Here is a 16,592-nt window from a genome sequence, read left to right as displayed (position 1 = left end):
AATATTTTTTATAATAAACCTCTACCTATTTTTTTTAACTTTCCTTCACTTTTATACTCACGTACAAGCTTATCTAAAATACCATTTATAAAAATGCTACTTTTAGGTGTAGAGTATTCTTTAGCAATCTCTAAGAACTCATTTATAGTTACTTTCTCTGGAATAGAAGGGAAATTTAAAAGCTCACAAATTGCCATTTTAAGTAAAATACCATCTATATCTGCAATACGATCTTTATCCCAATTTGGAGTTTTACCTACAATTTCTTTAACATATTCCGCATCATTTAATAGTGTTTTAGTAAGCAATTGCTTTGCATACACCATATCATCGTCTTCTTTTAAAAGCTCTGGCAAAAAGTAAGATTCTATAGCTTCCGGTTTAGCTTTTTTTATTAGCTTTAAAACAAAAGTATTTACAATAGGAATATCATCTACCCACGTTAATTTATCGTCTTCAAAATAGTCGTAAATTTTTTCGTTAGGCGCTATTACATTTTTAAAAAGATCTGCAAGTAAATTTTTATCTTCCTCATAGCTACTAGTTTTACTAGTCATATAAGTTGTATAATATTCACTTTCTATTACCTCTTTGTAAATTAACCTAATGTACTCCTCGTTTAAGTACCAGTCATTTAATTTTCTGCTAGACAATTCTTCAAGTAGTAACTTGTTGTCTGCTATTTGCAACAACACTTTATTGTTTACAAATTTTTTGCGGTCTGGATAAGCATCAGAAACGTTACCCAAATAACTTTTGGCCGTAATATCTGCTTGCTCTTCTGCTCTTTTTTGCAGTTCTACCAACAAACTTAACATTAGTAAGTATAATGTATACATACTATCTACACTGTACTTTAAAAACTTTACTTGTTTTTCTAGTGTGTCATCTTGTGAATGAGTGAGGGCGTAGATGCATTGCATTACTTTAACCCTAATATGCCTTCTTGTTAGCATTGAAAAAGAACTTTAATTTGTTAAAAATTATATTTTGCAAAAGTACTATTATATTTTTCAAATGTACCAATTGTAGTAAGTTTTTATCTTATGATAATGATAACATAAGGTTATACTTCAAAAACCTATCTTTGCCAACTTAGTACAACACCACTATCCTTAAAAGTAAATGAAAGAGTTAAAACATATAAATAAGTACTTTAAAAAATATTGGCTTAAACTTACTATTGGTATTATTATTACTGTAATTGCACGTGTATTTTCATTAGTAATGCCTCCTTACGTAAACAAATCTATAAACGTAGTAAAAGAGTTTATTAATCAAGATAATATATCTATAGAATTAGTTAAAGGGCATTTACTAGACTATATCCTTATAATTTTAGGTGCTGCACTTTTATCTGGTTTTTTTACTTTTTTAATGAGACAAACCATTATAAACGTATCTAGACATATAGAGTACGATTTAAAAAATGAAGTGTATGACCACTACCAAAAACTAAGTCTTAATTTTTACAAAAAGAATAGAACTGGAGATTTAATGAACAGGATTAGCGAAGATGTTAGTCAGGTTAGAATGTATTGCGGACCTGCATTAATGTACGGAATGAACACCATTACATTGTTTGCCTGCATAATACCCATAATGTATTCTAAAGCTCCTACACTAGCAATTTACACGCTTATACCATTACCTATTTTATCAGTTCTAATTTATAAAATTAGTAAGCTTATACACAAACGTAGTACAGTTGTACAGCAGTTTTTAAGTAAACTTTCTACGTTTGCACAAGAATCTTTCTCTGGTATATCTGTTATTAAAGCATATGGTATAGAAAATCGTACCAATAAAGAACTTGTGTCTTTAGCTAATGAGGGCAAAGATAAAAGTATGTCTTTGGTTAAAATAAATGCTTGGTTTTTTCCACTGATGGTTTTACTAATTGGTATTAGTAATATTATTGTTATTTATGTTGGTGGTAAACAATATTTAAATGGAGAAATAGAAAGTATTGGCCTTATTGCTGAATTTATTATTTATGTAAATATGCTTACGTGGCCTGTTGCTATTGTTGGTTGGTTAACATCTATAATACAAAGAGCAGAAGCATCACAAGAACGTATAAACGAGTTTTTACAAGAAGAGCCTGAGATTAAAAATACCGTTACTAATCTTATGGAGATTAATGGTAAAATAGAGTTTAAAAATGTAAGTTTTACTTATGACGATACTAATATTACAGCTTTAAACAATGTTTCTTTTACTATAAATTCTGGAGAAACTGTAGCTATTATTGGTAAAACAGGTAGCGGAAAATCTACAATATTAGACCTTATTGCTAGGCTGTACGATGTTTCTTCTGGTAATATACTTATAGATGATACTCCTATTAAAAATGTAAACCTAGATTGTTTAAGGCAAAATATTGGTGCTGTACCACAAGATGCATTCTTATTTTCTGACTCTATAAAAGATAATATTAAATTTGGTAAAGAGAATGCTACAGATGATGAGATAATTGCTGTAGCCAAAAAAGCTGTTGTTCATAAAAATATTATGAACTTTAAAGAAAAGTACGACACTGTATTGGGTGAAAGAGGTATTACCCTAAGTGGTGGCCAAAAACAACGTGTATCTATTGCCAGAGCACTACTAAAGGATCCTAAAATTTACCTTTTTGATGACTGCCTTTCTGCTGTAGATACAGAAACTGAAGAAAAAATATTAAACAATCTTAAAACAGCGTCTAAAAACAAAACTACTCTAATAGTAAGTCATAGAGTATCTTCTGCAAAAAATGCAGACAAAATTATAATTTTAGATCACGGAAAAGTAGTTCAAGAAGGAACTCATAACTCATTGTATGAGATAGACGGCTATTACAAAGCTCTTTATAATAGTCAACTCTCTGAGAAAGAAAGTTAGAAAAATGTTGTCAATTAGTTATTTTTTTTCCATTTTTGAGGAATACTATGATAACATTACACTAACAAGATAACTATAACAATGAGTGAAAAAGAACTAATGGATCAGGAAGAGATTTATTCAAAAGTATTAAGAGCCGGTAGACGGACTTATTTTTTTGATGTGAGGAGTACTAAGGCTGGAGATTATTATTTAACGGTTACTGAGAGTAAAAAATTTACACATGATGATGGGTCTTTCCATTATAAAAAACATAAAATCTACTTGTATAAAGAAGATTTTACTCCGTTTAAAGAGATTTTAAATGAAATGATGGACTACATTATTGAAGAAAAAGGCGAGGAAGTAATTTCTGACAGACACCAAAAAGATTTTAAAAAAGAAGAACATTCTAACGTAGTTGAAGAAACTGCAACAGCAAGTAGCTTTACAAACGTAAGCTTTGACGACATTTAAATTCTAAAAAAAATGTATCTTTAAGCGACCCTTTAAAAGGGTCGCTTTTTTTATTTTCAAAAACTAACTCACCTATGAAAAAAAGACTTTTTTTACTAGCCTTTCTAGTGTTTCAACTAAACCAAGCACAAGAAAAACTAGACTTAAATTATTACCTGCCACAAAACGTAACATACAACCCAGACATTCCTAAACCAATAGATATTATAGGTCATGAAGTTGGTGAGTGGCACGTATCTCATGATAAATTGCAGTTTTATATGAAAGCATTAGCAAAGGCTAGTGATCGTATTACTATAGAAAATAGAGGTGAAACTTATGAAGGCAGACCTATATTATTATTAACTATAACTTCTGCTAAAAATCAAGCTAATTTAGAAAACATAAGACAAGCTCACATTGCTAATACAAATAGCAGTGCAGATACCAGCAACCAACCTATTGTTGTTTACCAAGGTTTTTCTATTCATGGTAATGAGCCAAGTGGTGCAAATGCTGGTTTAGCATATGCTTACTATTTAGCAGCTGCACAAGGCAAAGAAATTGAAGAACAACTAAATAACTTAGTTATTCTAATGGATCCGGCTTTTAACCCAGACGGTATACAACGTTTTGCACATTGGGCAAACAGCAACAAAAGCAAAAATTTGAATCCAGATGGTAATGATAGAGAATATCATGAAACTTGGCCAAACGGACGTACTAATCACTATTGGTTTGATATGAACCGTGACTGGTTACCTGTACAATTACCAGAAAGTCAAGCAAGGATTACCACATTTCATAAATGGTTGCCTAATATTTTAACAGACCATCATGAAATGGGTACAAACTCAACATTCTTTTTTCAACCAGGAGAACCTACAAGAGTACACCCATTAACTCCAAAAATAAATCAAGAGCTAACAGCAGAAATTGGAACATATCACGCCAAAGCTTTTGACAAAATTGGTTCTTTATATTATTCTGAAGAAAATTATGATGACTATTATTATGGTAAAGGATCTACTTTTCCTGACGTTAACGGTAGCATTGGTATTTTATTTGAGCAAGGTAGTTCTCGTGGCCACGTACAAGAAAGTGAAAATGGTATACTTACTTTCCCTTTTACAATTAGAAACCAGTTTACAGCAGCTTTATCTACAATAGAAGCTGCATATAATATGCGTTCTAAAATATTAGGGTACCAGCAGCAATTTTATAAAAATGCTAAATCACAAGCAGCAAAAAGTAAAACAAAAGCTATTATTTTTGGAGACAATAAAGACGCCTCTAAAACTTGGCACTTAGCAGACATATTAAAAAGACATAACATTAAATTTAACCACTTAAAAACAGATGTTGTTCTTAACGGTAAAAACTATAAAAAAGGAGCTAGTTATGTTGTTCCTATGAATCAGAAAAACTACAGGCTTATAAATGCAATGTTCGAAAAAAGAACAACATTTACAGATAGTCTATTTTATGATATTTCTGCCTGGACATTCCCATTAGCTTTTAATTTAGATTACACAGAAACTACAAGTCTTAGTAATTTGGGTGAGGAAATAAAAGAACTTAAGCCTTTAATTGGTAGCTTAACAGGAAATAGTAATTACGCTTATTTATTTGAGTGGAATGAGTATTACAGCCCTAGAGCATTAAATACTATTTTAGAGGCTGGCCTTAGAGTAAAAGTTGGTAAAGAGCCCTTTACTGTAGAGGGTAAAAGCTATGATTATGGTACTATTATGGTTCCTGTACAAAACCAACGTCTTAATAAAGCAGAGATGCAACAGTTTATGCTTCAAATAGCAGAAGAAAACAATTTAAAAGTGACTGCTGTGGGTACAGGTCTAACTAAAGGAATAGATTTAGGTAGTAATGAGTTTGATCCTATTAAAAAACAACAAGTAGGCTTACTAGTTGGTAGTGGTGTAACCTATGCAGATGCAGGAGAAATATGGCATTTGTTTGACCAGCGTTACAATATGAAAATTACCAAACTAGATACAGATTATTTTTCTAGAGTAGATTTAAGTAGATATACAGCTCTTATTATACCTAGTGTTTATGGTAGTGCTTTAGACAAAAGTTCTGTTGCTAAAATTAAAGATTGGGTTAAAGCTGGCGGCACTTTAATTGGATACAGAAATGCTGCATACTGGTTAAATTCTAACGAGCTTTTAAAAATAGATTTTAAAAGGGATTCTGCTATTGTAGCCAAAAATATTCCTTTTGATAAACGTAGAGATTTTAGAGGCGCACAAGTAACCGGTGGTGCAATTTTTGAAGCAAAGCTAGACCGTTCTCATCCTATAAATTACGGGTATAAAAATGATAAACTACCACTATTTAGGAATACTAACATTTACATTACTCCAGATAAGAATAGTTATAACAACCCTATACAATACACTAACAACCCCTTATTAAGTGGTTATATTTCTAAAGAAAATTTAGCTGTGCTAAAAAATAGTGTTCCGTTTAAGACAAGTGGTTATGGTAAAGGACAAGTTATTTTATTTACAGATAACACTAATTTTAGAGCCTTTTGGTTTGGCACTAACAAACTTTTAATGAATGCCATTTATTTTGGTAAAATGATGTAAAAGTTCTAATCAACTATAAAAATCTCGGGCTAACAACTCGAGATTTTTTTGTTAAGCAACTATCCTATTTTTAATCCGTTTGGCACTTTAGCATCAGGGCTTAATAATATTACATCTTTACCCTCTACTGCTCCCATAACTAAACATTCACTCATAAAATTAGCTATCTGTTTTTTAGGGAAGTTTACAACTGCCATAATTTGCCTGTTTAGCAACTGTTCTTTAGTATAACGCAATGTTATTTGTGCAGATGTTTTTAAAACACCAATTTCTTCACCAAAATCTATTTTTAATTGATACGCTGGGTTACGTGCTTCAGGAAAATCATTAACATCAATAATAGTTCCTACACGCATATCAATTTTAGAAAAATCTGACCACGTAATTTGCTCTTTCATATCTATTATTTTTACCTTTACCATTCAAATATAGTTATTTTAACAGCTACATTTAAATAAAACAAAATGGCTCGTACACCAAGTAATATGTTAGCTTTAGGAACGGTTGCTCCTAATTTTAATCTTTTAGACACTACAACAGATACATTTATTGCTTTAGATAGCTGTAAAGGAGAAAAAGGCACTGTAATTGCCTTTATTTGTAATCATTGCCCTTTTGTAATTCACGTAAATCCAGAGCTTGTAAAAATTGCTAATGATTATAAAAGTAAAGGTTTTAATTTTGTTGCAATTTCAAGTAACGATGTCATAAACTACCCGCAAGATGCTCCAAACCTAATGGCAAAGGTTGCTATAGAAAATAAGTACAGTTTTCCTTATTTGTATGATGAAAGCCAAGAAATAGCAAAAGCTTATGATGCTGCTTGTACTCCAGATTTTTATCTTTTTAATTCTGATTTAAAATTAGTGTATCGCGGACAATTAGATGATTCTAGACCAGGAAACGGAATACCACTAAACGGAAGAGACTTAAGAAATGCTTTAGATGCTTTATACAAAGGAGAGCTTATTAATCCAGAACAAAAACCAAGTATAGGTTGTAATATTAAATGGAAGTAACTTAAAACCATTCCTCTCTTTCACATAGATTTTTTATATGTGCATAGTGGTGATTGCTATGCCAAGCATAACTACCAATATTTTCTGCTACTGTAACTTTTGTTTTGCCATAAGGGTGAATAAAAGATCTATTTAGTTGATCATCAGTTAACCCTTTTAATAAATAAACCAATTTTGCGTGTAGTGCAGTTATGTAATTTAAAGACAATATTACTGGTGATGTAGAAGCATCTACCAAATTAGCCCAATCTTTTTCTTCATATGCTTTTATAACAGGTGCATCTTCTGTAAGTGCCCATTTAAAACGCGTATAACTATTGTGATGACTATCTGCTATATGGTGCACTAATTGTATAACCGTCCATCCGTTTGGTCTGTAAGGTGTATTTAATTGTTCTTCATTTAAATTTAATACAATATTTGTAAGCTTAACTGGAAAAGATTCTAAAACAGTTATCCATTTATTTATTTCCTGAATAGAAATTTCAGTAGGACACGAAAAATGTCCTATTGGATATTTTAATGATTCTAGCGTACTACTTTTCATACCAACAAATACTTTATTAAACACCTAATTTGCTTATAATTAGATGCAAAATTACGCAAAAATTACAATTAAATTAACTTTTTACGCAACCCTTTTAACAAATGTGAATCTACCTAAAGAAGTACATATAATTAACACCCCCTAAGTTATATGAAGAAAGTTGGTAGGGTTTTTGTTAACATAATTGTTATGTAAGTATAAACCTTAATTTGAACAAATTAACCTATATAAGTATGATTACTTTTTTTCTTATTTTATCTGTACTAATTGTTGTAAATATTATTTTACTTACTGTAAGTGTAAATGGTAGTTTTTTATATAAACGAAAAAACCTCTCTTTAGAAAAGAGAGGCCTTAAAAAAAATTATGCGTAGTAGTTTTTAAAACTATTTTACATCCATTAATTCTACATCAAAAATTAGTGATGCATTTGGAGGTATAACTCCGCCTGCTCCTGCACTACCGTATGCTAAATTAGATGGTATAACAAAACGCGCTTTGTCTCCTACTTTTAATAAAGCAATACCTTCATCCCAACCTGGAATTACTTGTCCTACTCCTAATTGAAAATCTATTGGTTGGTTTCTTTTGTATGATGAGTCAAAAACTTGACCACTAGTTAAAGAACCTTCATAATGTACAGATACTGTTTTACCACTTTCTGCTTGTGCTCCACTACCTGTTTGAATAATTTTGTAACGTAGTCCAGAATCTGTTGACTCAAAACCTGCTGCTAATTTTTCCATTTCAGCTTCTGCATTAGCTTTTTCTTCAGCTAATCTTTTTTCTCTAGAACCTTCAAAAGTTCTAAAAGCTTCAACAGCATTCCATTTTTCTGCTTCTGCACCAACTCTAACTATTTCTAAACTTTCAATAGTATCATCTTGTGCAATAGCATCTACAACATCTTGTCCGCTCTCTACGTTTCCAAAAACTGTGTGTTTGTTATCTAACCAAGGTGTAGCAATGTGAGTTATAAAAAACTGACTACCGTTTGTACCAGGACCTGCATTAGCCATAGATAATACTCCAGGACCAGAATGTGTTAAATCTGGGTGAAACTCATCATCAAACTTATAACCTGCATCTCCAGTACCTGTTCCTAATGGGCAACCACCTTGTATCATAAAATCTGGTATAACTCTATGAAATTTTAATCCGTTATAATATGGTGTTCCTTGAGGCTTTACAGAGTTCTCTAAGTTACCTTCTGCTAAGGCTACAAAGTTACCAACTGTACCTGGTGTTTTATCGTGCGTTAATTTTACTAAAATTTCTCCTTTAGTAGTATTGAATTTTGCGTAAATTCCGTCTTGCATATCGCTTATTTTTTATGAGCCGCAAAGATAGTCATTGTTTTTTGTTAACAAAAGCCCAGACGTTTAAGAATTTGTTATTATCCTTTTATCTTTTTTGATGATACAATACCGTATTTATCAAACAAATACACCAAGCTTGTCATTGTAGCTGCTCCTAATTCTAACTCCCTCTTATTTACGTGCTCAAATGTATCATTAGCTGCGTGGTGATGGTCAAAATAACGTTGAGAATCTGGGCGCAAACCTGCTAAAACAATATTGTCTTTTTTTAACGGACCAACATCTGCTCCGCTACCACCTTTTTCAAACAAGTGAATTAAATAAGGTTTAAATAAGTTCCTCCAGCTATTTATCTGCTCATAATTCTCTGTGGAACAGTCAAAAGAAAATCCTCTTGGCGAAAACCCACCAGCATCACTTTCTAAAGCAAAAATGTGATTTTCTCTTTTACTTTTAGCTACTTCTGCATATTTATTACCTCCTCGCAAACCATTTTCTTCATTCATAAACAATACAGCTCTTATGGTACGTTTTGGTTTGTAACCAGATGCCTTTATTAAACGAAGTACATCCATACTTTGTACCACTCCTGCACCATCATCATGAGAACCATCACCCAAATCCCAAGAATCTAAATGTCCGCCTACTACAATAATTTCATTAGGATAAGTACTGCCTTTTATTTCTCCTATAACATTATAAGATTGTACATCATTATACTGTTTACAATTTTGCTTAAAAAAGAACTTTGTCTTTGGATTTAGTTTTAAGGCTGTAGACAATAGCTCTGCTCCATTGGTGCTAATTGCTGCTGCAGGAATTCTGTTTTTTACAGGTGTATCTCCATAACTCATAGAACCTGTATGGGGATAATCATCTAAACGTAAGTTAACAGACCTAACAATTACTCCCACTGCTCCATACTTACCTGCCTCTGCTGCTCCAGAATAACGTTGGTCTACGCAACCTCCATATGCGGTAAAAGTCACAATATCCTTTGGGTTCATTGGTCTATTAAAAAACACAATCTTCCCTTCTATTTTATCCTTTCCTAAATCTTGTAATTCTTCAATACCCTTTACTTCTATCACATCTGCTTTTAAACCTAAAGCAGATGTTGCAACAGAACCTCCTAAGGCACAAATTGGTACATTTGTACTTCTACCATCTTCAGACAGTATGTTTGCATACTCTGGCAAACCACGCACCCATTTAGGAACCATAACTGGCTGTAAATACACACGGTCTATACCTAGGCTTTCTAATTCTTTTTTAGTGTAATCTACAGCTTGTTGCGCTTCTACAGAACCAGACAAACGACCTCCAATTTGATTAGATAAATGATCTAGCCAATTATAAGCCATACCATCTGTTAATGCTGCGTCATATATAGATCTTAGTTGTTTTTCATCTTCTGTTTGTGCTAAAATTGTGGTACAAACAAAAAGGAATAATAAGGTTATCTTTTTCATTCTATTCAGATTCTAATTGTGTTTTATACATTTCTAGATTAGCCTTAATTTCATCGTCTAATTCTGGCTCCTTAATATCTTTATACTTTTTTAATTCTTGTAATAATATTGATGCCACAACTACTCTAGCTCCTTTTTTATTATCTGCAGGTACAACATACCAAGGCGCGTGTGTTTTAGAAGTCTTATTTATTGCATCCTCATAACAATGTTGGTAGGTATCCCAAAGTTTACGTTCCTTTAAATCTCCAGGTGAAAATTTCCAGTTTTTTTCTTTTAAATCTAACCTACGTATTAACCTTTGGCGCTGTTCTTCTTTAGATAAATGCAAGTAAAACTTATAAATTAACGTCCCGTTTTCTGCTATATGCTTTTCAAAATTATTTATTTGCTCAAATCTTTTTGCCCAAAAAGCATCATCAATATCATCTACACTATGTATACCTGGTATATGCTCTCCCATAATATACTCTGGGTGTACGCGCGTTACCAAAACATTTTCATAATGTGTTCTATTAAAAACCCCAAATTTACCCTTTGCAGGCAATGCTATGTAATGCCTCCACAAATAGTCATGCTTACGCTCTAATTCTGTTGGTACTTTAAAACTATGCACCACAACACCACGGGCATTAAAATCTTTAAAAATTTCACGAATTAAGCTATCCTTCCCAGCAGTATCCATTCCTTGTAAGCAAATTAAAACACTGTATTTACCGTGGGCGTACAATGTGTCTTGAAAATCGCCTAATTCTTCTCTAATATCTTCTAACTCTTTCTTTAGTTTTTTATCAGATTTTCCAAAGGTTTCTAATGTAGGTTTATTAGAAAGTTTTACCTCTTCTGTTACCTTGTAATTTTTTATATCTACGTTGCGCACTTGTGTAAGGTTTAGTATTTTAAGAGACTGAATATACTATATTTTATTGATGTTTTCCTGCTTTATAACACATGAATAGGTTTTTTTGTCTCTTTAACGATAATAAAAGGTTATCAATACATTAGGTGTTATCTTGCAACTGAATCTGTACTTAAGGGTGCCCCAAAACCTTAAAAATGAGACGAAAAGTAAAAAATACATTCCTACTATTAACAGCTTTATTGTTGTTTTCTTTTGTTACAAATACTGCTTGTGATTTGGTAAATTCTAATTTAGGATTTGCATTAAAACAAACAAGTGACGCAGAGAAATCTCAAGATATAAACACTGTTAAATTTCATACTTACAAAGCCATTAAAACTTTACAAAAGTTAGACAAACAATTAAAAGATTGTGGGTGTACTACTGCTACTAAAGAAATTACTGAAGGCTTAAATTTACTAAAAGATGTTACCCACACTACCTCTTTATCTGCGGCAAAAGCAATATTAGAAAGTGCTACAGAAAACATTAATTCTAGTATAAAAAAGATAGCAGATTACAGTAAAAAAACTATCTCTAATAACACTACCAAAGCAAATGAAAATGCTAAAATTTATGCTGCCGTAGATAGTATTTTAATTCCTGTAGAAAAATCTATGATGGCAATGACGGTAGAAAAAGATAACTGCAAACAAGCTTATGCTACAGCCTTAGCTATATATGAAAAAAATGAGCTTAAACTTTTAGATGAGTCTTTAACTGAAGCAAAAAAATACTACCACTTAAGAAGTATAGAAATTGCTAAAAAAACAATGAAAAAGCTTGAAGATTGTGCCAAAAATAAGTAATAGACTAACTCTCTAACTTTGTTTTTAAAGCAGATAATCCTTCTTCAAAATCTTTACCTACTTCTTTATCCATATTTATAAAAAGCATAACAATACTTATAGGAAATGCATTTTTACCTGAAAAACCCCAAGTAACTTTGGTTTTTGTGTCCTCTAAATTATAGACATTAAAATAACAATCAGAGGTGGTCCTAAATGGTTTAAAAAAACGCAACTCGCCTTCTATACGCTCACCATCAATAATATTGGTAATTTCCTGTTCACCTTCTCCTACTTCTTTATTTCCGTTCCAGTAACTCACAAAACCAATTTGACCATCTGTGCCTGTGTACTTACGTGCCATATTAGGGTCTTTTTTAGCCCAAGGAGACCATATTTCTTGGTTTTTTAGTAATAAAATATAATTAAAAACTTCTTCTTTAGGCTTTAGTATATCTATAGACCTATAAACATTAAATGTTTTAGGTGCTATTACTGCTAAAATTATTATAAGTGTTACTAAACCGGCTAGTACATAAACAGCTATCATCATTTTGCTAAAGGTTTGGTTGGCAATTAAATATACAAAAAAATAGCATAACTTACTGTAGGTAATACTTTAGAGCTTTACTGTGTATTTTCTTTATAATAACGTTCTAAAATATCATCTATACTTTTTATAGATTTTTTTGTCCAGTCTAACCTAATTGCTACTTTTTCTTCTGGTGTAAGCTCCCAATCTTTAACCTCTTTTTTTAACTCGGTAGTCATATGCTGCAAGATTATGGCAGCAGATACAGATATATTTAAACTCTCACTAAAACCAACCATTGGTATTTTTACATAACCATCTGCCTTGTCTAATACTTCTTGACTTAAACCACTTCTTTCTGTACCAAAAAACAAAGCAATTTTATCATCAATCTTAAAATCGTCTAATAAGTGAGAGTCTGTATGCGGAGAAGTTGCTATAATTTTGTAGCCATCTTTACGCAGCGTATCTATACACTCTGTAGTAGTATTATATCTTGGTGTGCTAACCCATTGTTGGGCTCCCATAGCTATATTTTTATCTAAAGGCTCACTGTATTTACTTTCTATTAAATGTGCCGTTTGTACACCAAAAGCATCACAACTTCTAATAACTGCACTGGTATTATGCATTTGAAAAACGTCTTCTATAGCTACTGTTATGTAATTTGTTCTGTCTTTTAAAATGTCTAAAAAGCGTTCTTTACGTTCTTCGCTTATTATGTTTTCTAAATAAGTTAATAGTTTAGTGTCTGTCATAAAGACCAATATAAAAAGAAAAGTTTAATTTTATAAAAAACTATTACAAATGAAAAACATTGTTTTACTTACTGGAGCCGGAATTAGCGCAGAAAGTGGTATTAAAACATTTAGAGATGCTGATGGTCTGTGGGAAGGCCACAATGTTATGCAAGTAGCTTCTCCGCAGGGGTTTGCTGCAAATCCTGAGTTAGTTTTAGATTTTTATAACCAAAGAAGAAAGCAATTATTAACCGTAAAACCTAATAAAGCACATTTAGCTATTACAAAGTTACAAGAGCACTTTAATGTAACTGTAGTTACCCAAAATGTAGATGATTTACACGAGCGTGCAGGCAACAAAAACGTGGTTCACTTACATGGCGAATTATTAAAAGTACGTTGCACAAAAAATGAAAATGAGGTACTAGAATGGAAAAAAGATTTGGTTTTAGGTAACTTATCGTCAACAAACAAGCAATTAAGACCACATATTGTTTGGTTTGGAGAAGAGGTTCCTTTATTACAAAAAGCAGCAGAAATAACAAAAACCGCAGACATACTTATTATAATTGGTACGTCTATGCAAGTATATCCGGCTGCTAGTTTATTACATTATGCAAATAATGGTACTCCTATTTATTTTATAGATCCCAACCCAAGTATTAAACAGAGTGATTTTGACAGCCTTACAATTATAAATAAAACTGCCGTTAATGGCTTACCTACTCTTGTTTCAACTTTAATTGATACAGAGCTCTAGTATTTTTAACCCAATTAATTAAAGCTTGTTTTTGTGCTTCTGTTAAATTAGCTTCGGTATGCGTCCAAGTATACTCTTTTAAAGGCATTTCTCCGCTCTCTACAGTTTCTAATACCTCATCAAGTTTATGGTCTTTTTTCTTTATGGAGTAATTTTCCCATTCAGAGAAATTTAAATGTTTTTTACCGTCTTTTACGTGGTCTGACAACCAATAAGAAACTGGCGCAATATTATTATACCAAGGATATGCTGTGGTGTTACTATGACAGTCATAACAACTAGTTGCTAGTATTTTTTGTACTTCTTTAGACGGGTTTGTTTCTGTTAAAAAGGCAGTTTTTAAATCTGTTTCTGAGCTATTTTTTTCTGGTCTGTAAAATTGCATTGCAATTAAAATAACTAGTAAGGCAAGTAATATTTTTTTTAGTAATTTCATCAATCTAAAATTTATAACAAGCAAAATACAATTTTTTGTGACTAAAACAGAATTATATTTGTGGTTAAAAAGTAGTGTAAATCACTCTAGAGAAAAAAGACAACAAATTTCTGGTGTTATTTTAAAAGAGCCTAGTTTGGTTACAGATTTACTTAGTATTGTTTTAAACGTAAACGATCCTATTTCTTGTAAAGCTGCCTGGGTATTAGAGTTTGCTTTTAAAGAGAATAATAGCATTATTTTTCCGGTAATTACTACATTTTTAAACGGATTAAAATCTTTAAAATTAGAATCTAGTATTAGACCTTGTGCTAAAATTTGTGAAATTTTGATGTTACAATATTTCTCAAAAAAAGAAAACTCCATTCAACAAACACTCAAAACTAAACATCTAGAACTAATTACTTCTGCTTGTTTTGACTGGTTAATTGGCGACCATAAAGTTGCTACACAAGCCTACTCAATGACAAGCCTATTTCTACTAGGAAAAAAGTATGCCTGGATACACCCAGATTTACGTAGTGTATTAGAAAAAAATTACAATACAGGAACTGCAGCATACAAAGCTAGAGCCCGTTTAACGTTGGCAAAAATTAAATAATCCCTTTTTTAGTTTGATGTTATTTTGGTTTTAAAACTGATACATAAAACAGCTTAACTAATAGGCATATAAGTCAACTTTTAATTACCTTTGCTGCTTTTAAAAAATCAATACAAAAACAGATGTCTTTAAACCAATTAAATGCTATTTCTCCTATAGACGGAAGATACAGAAACAAAGTTGATGCTCTAGGTCCTTTTTTCTCTGAAGAAGCATTGATAAAATACAGAGTTAGAGTAGAAATTGAATATTTTATTGCTTTATGCGAAATTCCGTTACCGCAATTAGAATCTTTTGATACTGCTTTGTTTGAAAACTTACGTTCTATTTACAAAAACTTTTCTACTGAAGATGCACAAGCTATTAAAGAAATAGAAAAGGTTACCAACCATGATGTAAAGGCTGTTGAGTACTTTATTAAAAAAGAATTTGACAAGTTAGGTTTAGAAGAATACAAAGAGTTTATACACTTTGGTTTAACATCGCAAGACATTAACAACACTGCTATACCGCTTTCTATAAAAGAGGCAATGAACGAGGTTTACGTTCCTATGTATTTTGATGTTGTAGAAAAATTAGAAGAATTAGTTACAGAATGGGCAGAGGTTTCTATGCTTGCAAGAACCCACGGACAGCCAGCTTCTCCAACTCGTTTAGGAAAAGAAATAGAGGTTTTTGTGGTTCGTTTAAAAGAACAATTTAATTTATTAAATGATGTACCAAGTGCGGCTAAATTTGGTGGTGCTACTGGTAATTTTAATGCACATAAAGTTGCCTACCCTAATATTGATTGGAGAGCATTTGGACAACAGTTTGTACAAGAAAAGTTAGACTTACAACACTCTTTCCCAACTACACAAATAGAGCATTATGACCATATGGCGGCTTTGTTTGATACGCTTAAGCGTATAAATACTATTATTATAGATTTAGACAGAGATTTTTGGACATATGTGTCTATGGATTACTTTAAACAAAAAATTAAAGCTGGTGAAGTTGGTTCTTCTGCCATGCCACACAAAGTTAACCCTATAGATTTTGAAAACTCTGAAGGAAACTTAGGTATAGCTAACGCCATTTTTGAGCACTTATCTGCCAAATTACCTATCTCTAGATTACAAAGAGATTTAACAGACAGTACTGTACTTAGAAACGCTGGTGTACCTTTTGCACACACTATAATTGCTTTTGGTTCTACTCTAAAAGGATTAAATAAATTATTGTTAAACAAAGAAAAGTTTGAGCAAGATTTAGAAAACAATTGGGCTGTAGTTGCAGAGGCTATACAAACTATTTTACGTCGTGAGGCTTACCCTAACCCTTATGAAGCATTAAAAGGTTTAACTAGGACAAACGAAAAAATTAATCAGAAATCTATAGCTAACTTTATAGATACTTTAGAAGTTTCTGATGCTATTAAAACTGAATTAAAAGCTATTACACCAAGTAACTATACTGGTATTTAATAGCCGCTTATTTAATAACTTATATAAAGCAAAAACCCATCAATATTTAAATTGATGGGTTTTTATATTTCTTAACTATTT

General features: G+C 31.7%; 17 protein-coding genes. 8 read left to right on the top strand and 9 right to left on the bottom strand.

Annotation, left to right across the window (positions count from 1 at the left end):
• Positions 1-8 precede the first annotated feature (8 nt).
• Positions 9-956: a transcription antitermination factor NusB gene (gene nusB / locus AX016_RS10250; RefSeq protein WP_100895515.1), complete on the bottom strand. Its 948-nt coding sequence runs from the start codon at positions 954-956 to the stop codon at positions 9-11.
• A gap of 169 nt (positions 957-1,125) precedes the next feature.
• Between nusB and AX016_RS10245 the strand changes: the two genes are divergently transcribed.
• The 3 genes from AX016_RS10245 to AX016_RS10235 all read left to right on the top strand — a co-directional run bounded on the left by AX016_RS10245 (position 1,126) and on the right by AX016_RS10235 (position 5,930).
• A complete protein-coding gene (locus AX016_RS10245; RefSeq protein WP_100895514.1) occupies positions 1,126-2,883 on the top strand; it encodes an ABC transporter ATP-binding protein in 1,758 nt (585 codons plus the stop codon).
• Positions 2,884-2,964: 81 nt separating this feature from the next.
• The gene (locus tag AX016_RS10240) at positions 2,965-3,339 is read left to right on the top strand and encodes a PUR family DNA/RNA-binding protein (RefSeq protein WP_100895513.1); all 375 of its coding nucleotides are present in this window, start codon (positions 2,965-2,967) and stop codon (positions 3,337-3,339) included.
• A 74-nt stretch (positions 3,340-3,413) separates the two neighbouring features.
• Positions 3,414-5,930, top strand: coding sequence for a M14 family metallopeptidase (locus AX016_RS10235; RefSeq protein WP_100895512.1), 2,517 nt, complete (start codon positions 3,414-3,416; stop codon positions 5,928-5,930).
• 59 nt (positions 5,931-5,989) lie between these two features.
• Here AX016_RS10235 and AX016_RS10230 read toward each other — a convergent pair whose 3' ends face one another.
• Positions 5,990-6,328: a tRNA-binding protein gene (locus AX016_RS10230; protein WP_100896846.1), complete on the bottom strand. Its 339-nt coding sequence runs from the start codon at positions 6,326-6,328 to the stop codon at positions 5,990-5,992.
• A gap of 66 nt (positions 6,329-6,394) precedes the next feature.
• On the opposite strand from AX016_RS10230, the gene AX016_RS10225 reads away from it, so the two are divergent.
• A complete protein-coding gene (locus AX016_RS10225) occupies positions 6,395-6,949 on the top strand; it encodes a thioredoxin family protein (protein ID WP_100895511.1) in 555 nt (184 codons plus the stop codon).
• Between the two features lies 1 nt (position 6,950).
• Here AX016_RS10225 and AX016_RS10220 read toward each other — a convergent pair whose 3' ends face one another.
• The 4 genes from AX016_RS10220 to AX016_RS10205 all read right to left on the bottom strand — a co-directional run bounded on the left by AX016_RS10220 (position 6,951) and on the right by AX016_RS10205 (position 11,167).
• Positions 6,951-7,496, bottom strand: a complete 546-nt coding sequence (locus AX016_RS10220) for a YfiT family bacillithiol transferase (RefSeq protein ID WP_100896845.1) — start codon at positions 7,494-7,496, stop codon at positions 6,951-6,953.
• 386 nt (positions 7,497-7,882) lie between these two features.
• The gene (locus AX016_RS10215; RefSeq protein WP_100895510.1) at positions 7,883-8,815 is read right to left on the bottom strand and encodes a peptidylprolyl isomerase; all 933 of its coding nucleotides are present in this window, start codon (positions 8,813-8,815) and stop codon (positions 7,883-7,885) included.
• Positions 8,816-8,892: 77 nt separating this feature from the next.
• Positions 8,893-10,287 (bottom strand): M20/M25/M40 family metallo-hydrolase, encoded by a 1,395-nt coding sequence (locus AX016_RS10210; protein ID WP_100895509.1) that lies wholly within the window; start codon positions 10,285-10,287, stop codon positions 8,893-8,895.
• Between the two features lies 1 nt (position 10,288).
• Positions 10,289-11,167 (bottom strand): PPK2 family polyphosphate kinase, encoded by an 879-nt coding sequence (locus AX016_RS10205; RefSeq protein ID WP_100895508.1) that lies wholly within the window; start codon positions 11,165-11,167, stop codon positions 10,289-10,291.
• 176 nt (positions 11,168-11,343) lie between these two features.
• On the opposite strand from AX016_RS10205, the gene AX016_RS10200 reads away from it, so the two are divergent.
• Complete coding sequence (locus tag AX016_RS10200; protein WP_157811117.1) at positions 11,344-11,997, top strand: hypothetical protein; 654 nt, start codon at positions 11,344-11,346, stop codon at positions 11,995-11,997.
• 4 nt (positions 11,998-12,001) lie between these two features.
• Here the strand turns inward: AX016_RS10200 and AX016_RS10195 are convergent, their stop codons facing one another.
• Positions 12,002-12,526, bottom strand: coding sequence for an SRPBCC family protein (locus AX016_RS10195; RefSeq protein WP_100895506.1), 525 nt, complete (start codon positions 12,524-12,526; stop codon positions 12,002-12,004).
• Positions 12,527-12,603: 77 nt separating this feature from the next.
• Positions 12,604-13,266 carry a TrmH family RNA methyltransferase gene (locus tag AX016_RS10190; protein WP_100895505.1) on the bottom strand — a complete coding sequence of 221 codons (663 nt, stop codon included), beginning with the start codon at positions 13,264-13,266 and terminating at the stop codon, positions 12,604-12,606.
• A 49-nt stretch (positions 13,267-13,315) separates the two neighbouring features.
• On the opposite strand from AX016_RS10190, the gene AX016_RS10185 reads away from it, so the two are divergent.
• A complete protein-coding gene (locus tag AX016_RS10185) occupies positions 13,316-14,008 on the top strand; it encodes an SIR2 family NAD-dependent protein deacylase (protein WP_100895504.1) in 693 nt (230 codons plus the stop codon).
• On the opposite strand, the gene AX016_RS10180 is transcribed toward AX016_RS10185, so the two are convergent.
• Positions 13,971-14,444, bottom strand: coding sequence for a heme-binding domain-containing protein (locus tag AX016_RS10180; RefSeq protein WP_100895503.1), 474 nt, complete (start codon positions 14,442-14,444; stop codon positions 13,971-13,973). The genes AX016_RS10185 and AX016_RS10180 overlap by 38 nt on opposite strands.
• 37 nt (positions 14,445-14,481) lie before the next feature.
• Between AX016_RS10180 and AX016_RS10175 the strand changes: the two genes are divergently transcribed.
• Positions 14,482-15,045 carry an adenylosuccinate lyase gene (locus tag AX016_RS10175; protein ID WP_100895502.1) on the top strand — a complete coding sequence of 188 codons (564 nt, stop codon included), beginning with the start codon at positions 14,482-14,484 and terminating at the stop codon, positions 15,043-15,045.
• Between the two features lie 122 nt (positions 15,046-15,167).
• Positions 15,168-16,511 carry an adenylosuccinate lyase gene (purB, locus tag AX016_RS10170; RefSeq protein ID WP_100895501.1) on the top strand — a complete coding sequence of 448 codons (1,344 nt, stop codon included), beginning with the start codon at positions 15,168-15,170 and terminating at the stop codon, positions 16,509-16,511.
• The last annotated feature ends 81 nt before the right edge of the window (positions 16,512-16,592 follow it).

The organism is Cellulophaga sp. RHA19 (assembly GCF_002813425.1).
Classification (GTDB): Bacteria; Bacteroidota; Bacteroidia; order Flavobacteriales; family Flavobacteriaceae; genus Cellulophaga.
The sequence above is the reverse complement of the archived record's forward strand: the minus strand, read 5'-3'. Positions and strand labels throughout refer to the sequence as shown.